The organism is Streptomyces sp. NPDC005576 (genome assembly GCF_042871745.1).
Lineage (GTDB): Bacteria > Actinomycetota > Actinomycetes > Streptomycetales > Streptomycetaceae > Streptomyces.
Map to the genome: position 1 here is coordinate 128,842 of NZ_JBIAJC010000014.1, position 13,236 is coordinate 142,077.

Genomic DNA, 13,236 nt, shown 5'->3' on the forward strand with positions numbered 1-13,236 from the left:
AGTTGTCTCAGATGGAGACGCCGTGGAGACGCAGGTAGGCGATCGGGTCCACGTCCGAGCCGTAGCTCGGGGTGGTGCGGATCTCGAAGTGGAGGTGCGGGCCGGTGACGTTGCCGGTGGCACCCGAGAGGCCGATCCGCTGGCCGCCGGTGACGGTCTGGCCGGCCTGGACCATCAGCTGCGACTGGTGCGCGTACTGGGAGTACATGCCGTCGGCGTGCTTGATGATGACCTCGTTGCCGTAGGCGCCGTCGTAGCCGGCGGAGACGACGGTGCCGGGGCCGACGGCGCGGATGACGGTGCCGGTGGCGGCGCTGAAGTCGGAGCCGGTGTGGTAACCGCTGGACCACATGGAGCCGGAGGCGTGGTACTGGGTCGTGACGGTCGCGTTGGCCACCGGGGTGGTCCAGCCGGAGCTGTTGCTGTCAGCGGCATTGGTGGCGGTCGCGGCGGACTCCGTCGCGGTCGCCGGGGCGGTCTTCGTTCCGGTCGTGGCCGCCGTCTTCGCCTCGGTCTTGACCTCGGTCTTCGTCTCGGCCTTCGCGGAGGAGGCGGCCGAGGAGGACGCCGTGGACGCCGAGCCGGACGCCTGGGCGCCGAGCGTCAGCTTCATGCCCGGGAGGATCAGGCTCGGGTTGCCGCCGACGACCTCGCGGTTGTCCTGGTAGAGCTTCTCCCAGCCACCCTTGATCTTGTGCTGGGCGGCGATCTTCGCCAGGTAGTCGCCCGGGACGACCTTGTAGGTCTGGGCGGACTGCTGGGCGGACTGGGCAGCGGCGGGGGCCGACTGCTCAGCGGCGTGGGCGCCCGTGGCTCCGAGGAGCGGCAGGGCGAGAACGGCGCCGCCGGCTCCTACGGCGAGGACGCCGCGAGCGATCGGGCCGGACTTCTTACGACGGTGCTTACCCGGGATGGGCATGGTGAATTCCTCTCCGGCGCCTACGAGGTGAGCTGTCGGGTTCGGGCTGGAGATGCCCGGTCGCATGGAAACGCGACTTCACCCCGAGCCGTCCGGAACAACTCCGGTCGGCGGCTTACCTGGGTCCCCCGCTCCTGCCACGCATCAGTGAGTGCGAATTCCGGACGGCGGCAGGATTAGGCGGTCCGTCCGGAGTGATGGTGAACGTAATCGAGCCGGGCCGGACGGAACAAGCCATCGCAAGCGGAACGGAATCCCCGTGGCGATATCGGCCCGCTTTACCGGTCACCCTCCGTGGATTATGGATCTTGGCATTCCGCACGGCGGAAGGACCGCCCTCCGGCGACTCGGCCACGCAGGGTCACGGATATGATCCCGCTCACCAGATCACCCACCATTTCCCCCATAAACGGATGATGTTGGCTAAATTCAATACATTACGGACATGTCGCGCAGGTCACTGATGACGGTTCCTCAGCGACCGAGGAGCCGCCCGCGGCACTTCGGGTCCGAGGAGCGATGTCGTAGGGTCGCGACGAGCCGACGTCGGCGAGCAGCGCCGGCGCCCAGAAGCACCGAGGAGCCGCTGTGACGCAGGTGCCGCAGTTCTCGCCGGCCGAGCCCGAGCTGAGCGGGGTCCGTAACTTCCGGGACGTGGGCGGACTGCCCACCACCGACGGACGACGGGTACGGCACGGGAGGCTGTTCCGCAGCGGTCACCTCGCCGCCGCCACCGCTGAGGACGCCGTCTTCCTCGGCCGGCTCGGCCTTCACACGGTCTTCGACTTCCGCAATGCGGCCGACCAGAAGCTCGACGGCTTCGACGTGGAGCTGCCGGGTGTGCGCAACGTCCGCATCCCGCTCTCGGACCCCGCCGACGGGGCGGGTTTCTGGCGTCTGGTGCGGGAGGGCGACCTCGCTCAACTGCGCTCGCTGCTCGCCGACGGCAAGGGCAGGGCGCGCATGCTCGCGTCGTACCGCTCGATCATCACCGACCGCACGGCCGAGCACAGCCGGGTACTGCACGCGCTGGCGGAGGACAGCGTGCCGGCGCTGATGCACTGCGCGGCGGGCAAGGACCGGGCGGGTCTGACGATGGCGGTGACCCTGCTGGCGGTCGGGGTGGAGCGCGAGGCCATCGCGGCGGACTACCTCAAGTCCAACGACGCCCACCGCCGGTACCGGCTGCGGCGCGGCGACAGCGCGGACCCCGCGGTCTCCGCCGAGGTGCTGAGCCTGCTCAACCCGCTCTTCGGCGCGCACATCGACTACCTGGACGCCGCCTTCGCCACCATCGAGGAGGAGTGGAGCACCTCGGAGCGCTACTTCGCCGAGGGGCTGGGACTGTCCGGGGAGGTCCGGGAGCGACTGCGCGAGAGGCTGCTGGACTGAGTCCGTGCGTCCGGATCGGGCTGGATCGGGCTGGGGCGGGGAGCCCCGCAGCGGCGAGTCGGGACCGTCGCCGTGGGGCCGCCCCGGCGTGAGCGGGACCCGCTACCGGTTGCCGCCGGCGACGGCGAACAGGATGTAGAGGAAGGCCGCGACGACGTGCCCGGCCACCAGGTAGGCGACGAGCCGGATGACCATCCCGCGCGGCATCTTCCGCTCCTGGGTGTCCCGGACCTCGCCGGTCTGCCGGGGGGTCAGCGGGTCGTAGTGCTCCGAATCGGACATGACGGTCCTCTCTGCCGAACGCCCGGGTCGGGGCGTTCGTGGAATGGGCTCGGCGCCAGGGTGCCGGGCGCGGTCAGCGCCGGCGGGTCCCGTCGCCGAGGCACAGCTCGGCGGCGGGGCTCTGCAACAGGGTGTGTACGAAGATCAGCTCGGCGCCCTCCGGCCCGGCAGCCGCGATCCGGTGCGGGGTGAGCGAGTCGAAGTGGGCGCTGTCCCCGGGCCCGAGTTCATGCGCGGATTCGCCGAGGGTGAGGCGGAGCCGCCCTTCGAGGACGTAGAGCCACTCCTCCCCCGGGTGGACGCGCACCAAGTCGCCCTGGGCGCCGTACGGGACGCGTACACGCAGGGCCTGCATGGCACGGCCCGGGCCGCCGGCCCTGCGGTACATCCAACCGTCTGCCTCGGGTCCGTCGAACCGGCCGCCCCGCACGATCGCGTCGCGTTCCGGGGGGATCTCGCCGAGGAGCTCGGACACGGTCGTACCGTAAATCCTGGCGAGACCCAGGAGCACCGGCAGCGAGGGCTGACGGTTTCCCGTCTCCAGCCGGGAGAGATGGGCCGGGGAGAGTCCCGCGCGCTGCGCGGCGGCCTCCAGGGTGAGGCCACGGCTCCGGCGCAGTTCGCGCAGGCGGGGAGCGACGCCGGGGAGGTCGTCGGCCACCCCTCCGTCAGGAGGATTCATGCCTCCATTGCGCCACCGGTTTTCCTCTGAGGCAAATTTCTTGCCTCAGAGGCAAGAGCAGGGGGAGGCAGGCGATCACCGATGGGCGACCGCCTGCTTCACCAGCGTGCGCCCGAAGTCCCACATCAGGCCGCCTCCGCTGTGAGCGTCATCCATGACCGACTCGAAAGCCGTCACGAACCGGTCGATCTCGGGCTCGCCGATGATCAGTGGCGGAATCAACTTGATCACCTCAAGGTGATCCCCGGACACCTGGGTCAGAATCCGATGCTTCTGGAGCAACGGTACGACAACCATCTGGGCGAAGAGCCCCTTGCGGGCGGCCTGGAGCATCGTCCACCGGCCGCGCAGTTTGATCGACGACGGCCGTCCGAACTCGATGCCGATCATCAGCCCGCGCCCGCGCACCTCGTGCAGCAGCTCATACCGGTCGACCAGGGCGGCGAGCCGCTCGCGCAGCAGGTCGCCGGTACGCCGGGCGTGGGCGACGATCTCCTGGTCCTCCATCACCGAGAGGACGGCGAGCCCTGCCGCCATGGCCTGGGCGTTCGAACCGAAGCTCGCCGAGTGGACGAGCACACGGTCCATGGAGGAGTAGACCTTCTTGAAGATCCAGTCCTTCCCGATGGTGGCTCCGACCGGCACGTAACCGCCGGAAAGCGCCTTGGCGACGCAGACCAGGTCGGGCTCGACGCCGTCCTCGTGCTGGTAGGCGTAGAAGTCGCCGGTCCGCCCGAGACCGGTCTGCACCTCGTCCACGATCAGCAGCGCCTTGTGCCGGTGCAGGAGCTCCTGGGCCTCACGCAGGAAACCGGGCGGCGCCGCGTGCACGCCCTTGCCCTGGATGGGCTCGACGACCAGCGCCGCCACGTCACCCCGCTTGAGTTCGCGGCGCAGCGCGTCGAGATCACCGAGGGCGATGGCGGTGTCCGGGAGCAGCGGGGCGAAGCCGTCGCGGAAGCCGTCCTCTCCGTTGACCGAGAGCGAGCCGGTGGTGAGGCCGTGGAAGGCGTGGGCGCAGTAGAGGACGCGTGGTTTCCCGGTCGCGTACCGGGCGAACTTGAGCGCGGTCTCGACGGCCTCGGTGCCGCTGTTGCCGAAGAAGACCCGGTCGAGGTGGGGGCTGTGGGCGAGGAGCTTCTCGGCGAGCAGGCCGGGCAGCGGCTGGCAGTCGAAGCGGGTGAGGTCGGCGAGGGAGGCGTCGAGCACGTCGTGCAGTGCCTTGCGGACAACCGGGTGGTGGCGCCCGAGGCCCATCACGCCGAATCCGGCGAGCATGTCGAGGTAGTCCTCGCCGTCCGCGTCCCAGAAGTAGGCGCCCTCGGCCCGTTCGTAGACCCTGTCAAAGCCGATGGTGTGCAGCATGCGCGGCAGCTGGTGGTTGAGATGGCGCGTGTGCAGTTCGTAGCGTTCGGAACCGCGCTCCGCGAGCAGGGTCGCGAGGTCGAACCCCTTCGGGGCGACGTCCGTGCTCTCTGCGTTCTCCGTGCTCTTTGCGTTCTCCGCGTTCTCCGCGATGTCTGCGTTCTCCGCGTTCTCTGCGATGTCTGCGCCGACCGCCCTGTCGTCCATCATTCTCCGCCCGTCTCCTTCTTGGCTCCGTGCGCCACTCGTTCCCGTTCCTCACCGTTCCCGCCCCGCACCGCACGCAGTGGTGGCGCCACGCCTCCCGCCGCCTCCCCGCCGGACAGCGCCGTTTGGATCCTGCCCGCGATCTCCACCGGGGTCAGCCCGATGTCGGCGAGCACCTCGTCCCGTCGGGCATGGGCGAGGAACTCCTCGGGAATTCCGAAGGTCCGCAGCGGTACGTCCACGCCCGCGTCCCTCAGGGCCTGCCCGACCGCCCAGCCGACGCCTCCGGTACGGCAGTTGTCCTCCACGACGGCGACCAACCGGTGGCCGGAAGCGAGGGGGGCGAGCTGCTCGTCGACCGGTCTGACCCACCGCGGGTCGACGACGGTGCAGCCGATCCCCGAACCCTTCAGGAGGTCCGCGGTGCGCAGGCAGACCGGGGCCATCACCCCGACCGCCACCAGCAGCACGTCGGGGCGCTCGCCCCGGTGCAGGACGTCCATGGCACCGAGGCGCGCCACGGCCGGGACCGCTTCCCCCACCGCTGCCTTGGGGAACCTGACGACGGTGGGGGCGTCCGGGACGTCGACGGCCTCGCGGAGCTGCGCTCTGAGCTGGTCGGCGTCGCGCGGGGCGGCGATCCGCAGTCCCGGCACGACCTGGAGCACCGACAGGTCCCACATGCCGTTGTGGGAGGGGCCGTCCGTGCCGGTGACGCCGGCCCGGTCCAGCACGAACGTCACGCCGCTGCGGTGCAGGGCCACGTCCATCAGCACCTGGTCGAAGGCCCGGTTGAGGAAGGTGGCGTAGACGGCGACGACGGGGTGCAGTCCTCCGGCGGCCATGCCGGCGGCGGAGACCACGGCGTGCTGCTCGGCGATGCCCACGTCCACGACCCGGTCCGGGAAGGCCGCGGCGAAGGCGGTGAGGCCGACGGGATGGAGCATGGCGGCGGTGAGGGCGACCACGTCGGGGCGCTCGGCGCCGATCCGGGCGAGCTCCTCGCCGAAGACCGCGGTCCACGAGGGTCCGGCGGGCGCGGTCAGCGGGAGGCAGGTCAGCGGATCCATCGCCGTCACGGCGTGGAAGCGGTCGGCCTCGTCCCTCAGGGCGGGGGTGTAGCCGCGGCCCTTCTCGGTGATGCAGTGGACGAGGACGGGCCCCCCGAAGTGCTTGGCCCGTACCAGGGCCGACTCGACGGCAGCGATGTCGTGGCCGTCGACCGGTCCGACGTACTTGAGGCCGAGGTCCTCGAAGAGCCCCTGCGGGGCGAAGGTGTCCTTGAACCCCTTCTTGGCGCCGTGCAGGGAGCCGTAGAGCGGCTGTCCGACGACGGGGGTGCGTTCCAGGAGTTCCCTGCACCGGGCGAGGAAGCGCTCGTAGCCGTCGGTGGTGCGGAGCGTGGCGAGGTGGTCGGCGAGGCCGCCGATCGTCGGGGAGTACGAGCGGGTGTTGTCGTTCACCACCACGATCAGGGGACGGTCCTTGGCGGCGGCGATGTTGTTCAGCGCCTCCCAGGCCATGCCGCCGGTGAGTGCGCCGTCCCCGACGACGGCGACGACGTGATCGTCCCTGCCGAGCAGTTCGTTGGCCTTGGCGAGGCCGTCCGCCCAGCCGAGCGCGGTGGAGGCGTGCGAGTTCTCGATGACGTCGTGCTCGGACTCGGCGCGGGAGGGGTAGCCCGAGAGGCCGCCCTTGCTCCGCAGCTTGGAGAAGTCCTGGCGGCCGGTGAGGAGCTTGTGCACATAGCTCTGGTGGCCGGTGTCCCACAGGATACGGTCGCGGGGCGAGTCGAAGACGCGGTGCAGGGCGATGGTGAGTTCCACGACGCCGAGGTTGGGACCGAGGTGCCCGCCGCTGCGGGACACCGCCTGCACGAGGAACGTCCTGATGTCCGCGGCGAGTTCGGGCAGTTGCGGTCCGCCGAGCGGTGCGAGGTCCCGTGGTCCCCCGATGGATTCCAGCAAGGTCACGTACGTGCTCCCTCGTCGGTTCCTGGTGGAAGGAGGGCGGTCACGGCCGGTGTGCCCGGCCGTGACCGCCCTCCCCGGATTACCGGTTGCCCGTGACCGTCTCCCGGGCCGCGCGCAGCGATTCCTTGAGCGATCCCATCGTGGCGAGCACGGCGGTGGGTTCGTACCCGCAGTGCGCCATGCAGTTGGCGCAGCGCGGGTCCTTGCCGCGGCCGTACTTGTCCCAGTCGGTCTCCTCGATGAGCTGCCGGTACGTGGGAACGTACCCGTCGCTCATCAGGTAGCAGGGGCGCTGCCAGCCGAAGAGGGAGTAGTTCGGGATGGCCCAAGCGGTGCAGGGGAAGTCCGCCTTGCCCTCCAGGAAGTCGAGGAAGAGCGGTGAGTGGTTGAGGCGCCAGCGGGCCCGGTTGCCACCCGCGAACGTCTTCTTGAAGAGTTCGCGGGTCTGTTCCACCCCGAGGAAGTGCTCCTGGTCGGGGGCCTTCTCGTAGGCGTACGCCGGGGAGATCATCATCTCGTCGACCCGAAGGTCGTCGTTGAGGTAGTTGAGTACCTCGATGATGGTCTGCGGGGTGTCGGTGTTGAAGAAGGTGGAGTTGGTGGTGACCCGGAAGCCTCGTCTCTTGGCTTCCTTGATCGCCTCGACCGCCTCGTCGAACACGCCTTCCTTGGCCACGGATTCGTCGTGCCGCTCGCGCAGCCCGTCGATGTGGACCGCGAAGGCGAAATACGGGGAGGGGGTGAACTTCTCGATCTTCTTGCGCAGCAGCATGGCATTGGTGCAGAGGAACACGTACTTCTTCTTGGCCACCAACTGCCGGACGATCTCGTCGATCTGAGGGTGCATCAACGGTTCTCCACCAGCGATGGAGACCATCGGGGCACCCGATTCGAGTACGGCACCGACTGCCTGGGCGACCGGCATGCGCTGCTTGAGCACTCCGGCGGGGTGCTGGATCTTCCCGCAGCCCTCGCAGGCGAGGTTGCAGGCGAACAGGGGCTCCAGCTCGACGATCAGCGGAAACTTCTCACGCTTGCGGATCTTCTGTTCGGCAAGGTACGTCGCCACCTTGATGGTTTGGCGGAGCGGCATGGCCATCTGGCTCACCTCCGGGGGAGCAACAAAGATCGGTGCCATTCATGAAAAGCCGGCAGGACGGCACGAAGAACGCGGAAAGCCGATATTCCACCGCGTACCGTGGCAACCCGGACGAGCTCATGCTCTGGAGCGTCCACGACCACCCGTACGGCTGCAACCGGGCGTGGTCCATGACGCAGAGCGGTACAGAGAGTCGCCGCGGACTCCATGTCCACGGCGATGGCCCCGGTCGCCGCGAGGGCGGCGCGCTCGGCGCCCCTCACGACGCGGTCGGAGCCGGTCAGGGGGCCGGTGTGCACGGTCCGGCCGGGAAAGAGCCGGGACACCGCGTCGACCAGCACGGATACGCCGTCGCAGGCGGTGCTCCCCTGCGCGGACCTGGTCTCCTCGGCGACGACCAGATCGCCCGGGTGCATCCCGGGCGCGAGGCCGGCGCAGAACCCGGAGGCCACGACGGCGGCGTCGCGCATCTCCTCCCGGACCAGGGCACGACCGAGCGCGGTCTCGGCCGCCTTCGGTCCCATCCCCGTCCTGAGGACGGTGACGGGACTTCCGCCGCGCGGGCCGCTGCGCAGGGCGAACTGCTCGATGCGGAGCGCACAGGCGACGAGCAGCGGAGCCGGTGGCCCGCCGGGGGGCCGCGGCCCGCCCATCAGATTCCCGCCCCGCTCGCGACCCGGGCCGCGAGCGGGTCACCGTGCACGTAGCGCCCGAGCGCGGTGAGGGGGAAGACCTGACGGTAGAGGCCGTAGTTGATGGAGAAGTCCCAGGGGAAGCCGGTCCCGGTGAAGTACGGCTCGTCCCACGACCCGTCCTCCTGCTGGGTCCGGGTGAGGAAGGTGATCCCCCTGGTGGCGGCGGGGGTGTCGCGCTCTCCGGCGGCCAGCAGGGCGAGCAGGGCCCAGGCGGTCTGTGAGGCCGTCGACTCACCCCGGCCGATCCACTTGCTGTCCTGGTAGGAGCGCAGGTCCTCGCCCCAGCCGCCGTCGTCGTTCTGGACGGACTCCAGCCAGCGCACGGCCCTGCGGACGGCGGGATGGGAGGCGGGCAGCCCGGCGGCGACCAGTGCGGGCACCACCGACCCGGTCCCGTAGACGTAGTTGACACCCCAGCGGCCGAACCATGCCCCGCTCGCGTCCTGTTCGGCGAGGAGCCAGTCCACGCCGCGGCGGACGCTCGGATCGTCGGCACGCCCCTCGTAGGCCATCATCTCCACGACGTGACCGGTGACGTCGGCGGAGGGCGGGTCGATCACCTCGCCGAAGTCGCAGAACGGCAGCCTGTTGGGGAGCGGGCTGGTGTTGTCCGCGTCGAAGGCGCCCCAGGCTCCCCCGCGCGACTGCATGCCGACCGTCCAGCGGACGCCGCGCTCGATGGCGGCCTCGACCCTGGCGGGTTCGGGGTGACGGACCCGGCGCAGCGCGAGAACGACCTCGGCGGTGTCGTCGATGTCCGGGTAGTTGTCATTGTGGAACTCGAACGCCCATCCGCCCGGCGGGAGTTGAGGCCTGCGCACGGACCAGTCCCCCGGTCGCACGATCTCCTCGGCCAGCATCCAGTCGGCCGCCTTGACCAGCGCCGGGTGGTCCGCACAGAGCCCGGCGTCGGCCAGGGCGACGGTGGCCAGGCAGGTGTCCCACACGGGGGACTGACACGCCTCGATCATGCGGGCGCCGTCGGGGCGGTGTACGGCGAACCGGTCCAGCGAGGCGAGCCCCGCGCGCATCACCGGGTGGTCGAGGTCGTAGCCGAGCAGATGGAGGGCGATCACGGAGTACACGGCTGGGGGCTGGATCCCGCCCCAGCAGCCGTCGCTCTCCTGACGCTCGATGATCCACCGTGCGGCGGCGTTCATCGCGATCCGGCGCAGCCGTCGCGGCGCGACCCGGTGGTAGAGGTGAAGCGCCTTGTCCAGCCGCTGGAACACGCCGTCCCAGCTCACCGGTGAGGCCATGCGCACGGGCGGGTTGGGCCGGGACGGGTCGGTGTGCAGTTCGTCGAGGGAGAAGGGAGCGGGCCGTACGGGCCGCTTCGCCGAGACGATGGTCAGCGGAACAATGGTCTGGCGGGCCCAGCAGCCGAAGTCATAGATATTGAGAGGAACCCAGGAAGGAAAGAACATCAGCTCGGGTGGCAGCTGCGGGAGGTCGTCCCACTTCCACCAGCCGAAGAGGGCGAGCCAGATCCGGGTGAACACGCGGGAGGCGGCGATGCCGCCCTGGTCCCGTACCCAGGCCGCGGCCGTGGCCATGTGCGGCTCTTCCGGCCGGTCGCCGGCCAGCCGCAGCGCCACGTACGCCTCGATGGTGGCGGAGAGGTCGCTCGGGCCGCCGTAGAAGGTGGCCCAGGTGCCGTCGGCGAGCTGTTCGCCGCGGACGAAGAGCGCGGCGGCCTCAAGGATGCCGGGGTCCTGGATGCCGAGGAACTGACGGAGCAGCAGGTCTTCCGCGTCCATGGTGACGTTGGTGGCCAGGTCGCCCTTCCACCAGCCCTGCTCGTCCTGTCTGCCGAGGAGATGCTCGACGGCGCGTTCCGCGGCCCGCCGGGCGGCGTCCAGTACGTCGTCCGCCGTGCTGGTTGTGTCGGTCGGATCGCCCGGGACCGTGCGAGGGTGCGCAGCCCCGGTGCTTCCGTCGGTCGTCGCTGTCATGGCTTCCCCTTCGTGCAGTTCGGTCCTCTGCTGTGCTGGGGTCTCCGTCGGCCGGTGCCCCGAGGGACACCGGCCGGCGACTGCGAGTCATATGCGAATGGTGATCATCTCTTTCGGACGACGACGAAATCGGCGAGCGCGGTGAGCTGCGCCCGTACTTCCTCCGGCATGTCGACGCCGTGCAGCGCCTCGATGGCGACGGCGTGCTGACGGCGGGCTTCCTGGGCGGTCCACTCGCGGCCGCCCGCCTCCTCGATGAGTGCCGCGCGGGCGGCGAACTCCTCCTCGGAGAAGCTGTCGAAATCATTGCTCTTGGCGTCGGCGGACAGCAGTGCGCCGAGCCGCTCGGAGGCCGGGCCGCCGGCCGCGAGGGCGGCGACCACCGGCAGTGACTTCTTGCGCTGGCGCAGGTCGCTCCAGGTCTGCTTGCCGGTGGACTCCGGGTCGCCCCAGATGCCGAGCAGGTCGTCGACGGCCTGGAAGGCGAGGCCCAGGTGGTAGCCGTAGGACTCCAGGGTGTCGGCGGTGCGGTCGTCCGCCCCGCCGAGCACCGCGCCGATGGAGACGGCGCAGGCGAGGAGGGCGCCGGTCTTGTTGCCCTCCATCTCCAGGCATTCCTCGACGGTGACCCGCTCGCGGTGCTCGTAGGAGATGTCCTGCGCCTGGCCGTCGATGAGCTTGCGGGTGGCGGTGGTCAGGCGGCGGGCCGCGCGCCCCGCCTCGACGGTGCCGAGCTCCAGGAGGAGTTCGTTGGCCAGCGCGAACAGCGCGTCGCCGACGAGGATCGCCTGGGCCGGGCCGTGCACCTTCCAGACGGTGTCGCGGTGGCGGCGCTGCTCGTCGCCGTCCATCAGGTCGTCGTGCAGCAGCGAGAAGTTGTGCACGAGTTCGACCGCCACCGCGCCGGGGATACCGGCCTCGGCGGGTGCGCCGGCCGCCTCGGCCGACAGCAGCGCGAGCGCGGGGCGCACGGCCTTGCCACCGTCTCCCGCCGCGGGCTGTCCCTCGGCGTCGATCCAGCCGAAGTGGTAGGCCGCCACGGTGTCCATGGGCGGCGCGAGCCGGTCCACGGCAGCCCGCAGCACCGGCGCTGACAGGGCCCGTCCGCGCTCCAGAAGCGCGGTGACGTCCGTGGTGTCCGCCACGGTGTCGAAAGCCGGATTCGCCGGGGTCACTGACTCTCCTCTTGTTCCGGTGGTACTGCTCATGCCGCCTCCTGCAGCGGATGTTCGTGAGGGCTCCTGAGCCCCTGGAGCGCTGCTGTGGCGGCGGTGGTTCCGCTGCGGACGGCGCCCTCCATGGTGGCGGGCCATCCGGTCGCCGTCCACGCGCCCGCGAGGGCGAGGCCCGGCAGTCTCGTCCGGGCTCCGGGCCGGAGCCGGCCGGTGCCGGGGGTCGGCGCGAAGGTCGCGGTGCGCTCGCGGGTGACGAAGAAGTCGCGGACCCCCGCCCCCTTCGCCGCGGGGAAGAGGCGCTCCAGTTCGGGCAGGTATCGGGCGCGCAGTTCGGCGACGGGCAGGTCGATCTCGTCCTGGGCGGCCGACTGCGAGAGCGCGACGTACTGACCGCCGCCTCGGAGCCCCGAGGGTTCGGTGCGGTCGAAGACCCACTGGACCGGCGAGCCGAGCGCGGCGAAGAAGGGCCGGCGCAGGACCTTGCGGTCGTAGACGACGTGGACGTTGAGGATGGGGGCGTCCTCGATGGCGAGCAGCCGGTCCTGGTCCTCGATGGCTCCGGCGGGCAGCAGCGCGTGGGTCTCCCGCTGCGGGAGGGCGAGGACGACGGCGTCGGCCCCGATCCGTTCGCCCGCGGTCTCCACGGCCCAGATGCCGTCCTCGGCCCTGGTGAGCGAGGTGACCTTGGCACGCAGTTCCGTGCGTACGCCGGCGGCGTCGAGGGCCTTGCGGGCGAGGGTGTCGTGGAGTTCGCCGAGCGGCACGGCGGCCCACCCGATGTCGGCGGCGCCCGGCTCGGAGAGCAGGCCGGTTTTGAAGACCGTCGCGGCGAGCGCCATGGAGGCGTTCTCGGCGGTCGCGTTCAGGGTGGCGACCCCGACGAGGTCCCACAGGGCTTCGACGGCCCTCGGGGACTGGCCGTACCGGCGCAGCCAGTCGGCGAAGCTGACGGCGTCCAGCGCGGGGTCGGCCGGGTCCAGTCGGCCGAGCGCGAGTGCGGCCCGGCCCACGCCCGCCTTCTCGGCGAGCGAGAGGTGCGGGTAGGCCGCCAGCCCGCCCGCGAGGTGCAGCGGTACGGGCAGGTTGGTACGCCGGAGCCGCCCGAGGCGGGGCCCGGCGGGCCGGCCCACGTCGAGCACGGGTACGTCGAGGCGGTCCTGGAGCGGGGCGAGGCGGGCCGCGCCGATCCGGTCCAGGAACCAGCGGTATTCGGTGCAGCAGCGCAGGTAGACGTGCTGCCCGTTGTCGACCGTCAGGTCGCCGCGGCGGAAGGAGAAGGCGAGACCGCCGAGGCGGGGGCGCCCTTCGAGGAGGGTCACGTCGAGCCCCGCGTCGGCGAGCCGGAGGGCGGAGGTGATGCCCGCGAGGCCGCCGCCGACGACGACGGCGCGCGCGGGCAGCGGTGCGGTGCCGGTCATGCCTCGCCCTCCCGTCGGGTCCTCGACCACAGAAGCGTCCCAGGGAGGGACGCCGTCGGCCAGTGGAAGGTTGC

At 70.9% G+C, this 13,236-nt stretch carries 11 protein-coding genes and 1 riboswitch; of the genes, 1 reads left to right on the forward strand and 10 read right to left on the reverse strand.

Annotated elements, in window-relative coordinates; translation table 11 throughout:
- Positions 1 to 7 precede the first annotated feature (7 nt).
- On the reverse strand, positions 8 to 919 hold the full coding sequence (locus ACFYPN_RS24850) for a LysM peptidoglycan-binding domain-containing M23 family metallopeptidase (protein WP_358765733.1): 912 nt from the start codon (positions 917 to 919) through the stop codon (positions 8 to 10).
- A gap of 4 nt (positions 920 to 923) precedes the next feature.
- Positions 924 to 1,079, reverse strand: a riboswitch (cyclic di-AMP (ydaO/yuaA leader).
- Between the two features lie 428 nt (positions 1,080 to 1,507).
- On the opposite strand from ACFYPN_RS24850, the gene ACFYPN_RS24855 reads away from it, so the two are divergent.
- A complete protein-coding gene (locus ACFYPN_RS24855; protein ID WP_358765732.1) occupies positions 1,508 to 2,311 on the forward strand; it encodes a tyrosine-protein phosphatase in 804 nt (267 codons plus the stop codon).
- Positions 2,312 to 2,413: 102 nt separating this feature from the next.
- On the opposite strand, the gene ACFYPN_RS24860 is transcribed toward ACFYPN_RS24855, so the two are convergent.
- The 9 genes from ACFYPN_RS24860 to hpnE all read right to left on the reverse strand — a co-directional run bounded on the left by ACFYPN_RS24860 (position 2,414) and on the right by hpnE (position 13,162).
- A complete protein-coding gene (locus ACFYPN_RS24860; protein ID WP_358765730.1) occupies positions 2,414 to 2,593 on the reverse strand; it encodes a DUF6126 family protein in 180 nt (59 codons plus the stop codon).
- Positions 2,594 to 2,666: 73 nt separating this feature from the next.
- Positions 2,667 to 3,275, reverse strand: a complete 609-nt coding sequence (locus tag ACFYPN_RS24865) for an XRE family transcriptional regulator (protein ID WP_358765728.1) — start codon at positions 3,273 to 3,275, stop codon at positions 2,667 to 2,669.
- Between the two features lie 75 nt (positions 3,276 to 3,350).
- Positions 3,351 to 4,850 carry an aspartate aminotransferase family protein gene (locus ACFYPN_RS24870; protein WP_358765726.1) on the reverse strand — a complete coding sequence of 500 codons (1,500 nt, stop codon included), beginning with the start codon at positions 4,848 to 4,850 and terminating at the stop codon, positions 3,351 to 3,353.
- The gene (gene dxs / locus ACFYPN_RS24875) at positions 4,847 to 6,820 is read right to left on the reverse strand and encodes a 1-deoxy-D-xylulose-5-phosphate synthase (RefSeq protein ID WP_358765724.1); all 1,974 of its coding nucleotides are present in this window, start codon (positions 6,818 to 6,820) and stop codon (positions 4,847 to 4,849) included. Before dxs ends, ACFYPN_RS24870 begins: the two co-directional genes overlap by 4 nt.
- Before the next feature lie 79 nt (positions 6,821 to 6,899).
- Positions 6,900 to 7,919 carry an adenosyl-hopene transferase HpnH gene (hpnH, locus tag ACFYPN_RS24880; protein WP_358765446.1) on the reverse strand — a complete coding sequence of 340 codons (1,020 nt, stop codon included), beginning with the start codon at positions 7,917 to 7,919 and terminating at the stop codon, positions 6,900 to 6,902.
- A 5-nt stretch (positions 7,920 to 7,924) separates the two neighbouring features.
- Entirely contained in the window at positions 7,925 to 8,572 is a 648-nt protein-coding gene (locus tag ACFYPN_RS24885; protein ID WP_358765444.1) for a 1-hydroxy-2-methyl-2-butenyl 4-diphosphate reductase, read from the reverse strand.
- Positions 8,572 to 10,569, reverse strand: coding sequence for a squalene--hopene cyclase (shc, locus tag ACFYPN_RS24890; protein WP_358765442.1), 1,998 nt, complete (start codon positions 10,567 to 10,569; stop codon positions 8,572 to 8,574). The genes ACFYPN_RS24885 and shc overlap by 1 nt, the downstream gene beginning before the upstream one ends.
- 104 nt (positions 10,570 to 10,673) lie before the next feature.
- Entirely contained in the window at positions 10,674 to 11,777 is a 1,104-nt protein-coding gene (locus tag ACFYPN_RS24895) for a polyprenyl synthetase family protein (protein WP_358765440.1), read from the reverse strand.
- A complete protein-coding gene (gene hpnE / locus ACFYPN_RS24900; protein ID WP_358765438.1) occupies positions 11,774 to 13,162 on the reverse strand; it encodes a hydroxysqualene dehydroxylase HpnE in 1,389 nt (462 codons plus the stop codon). The genes ACFYPN_RS24895 and hpnE overlap by 4 nt, the downstream gene beginning before the upstream one ends.
- Positions 13,163 to 13,236 lie beyond the last annotated feature (74 nt).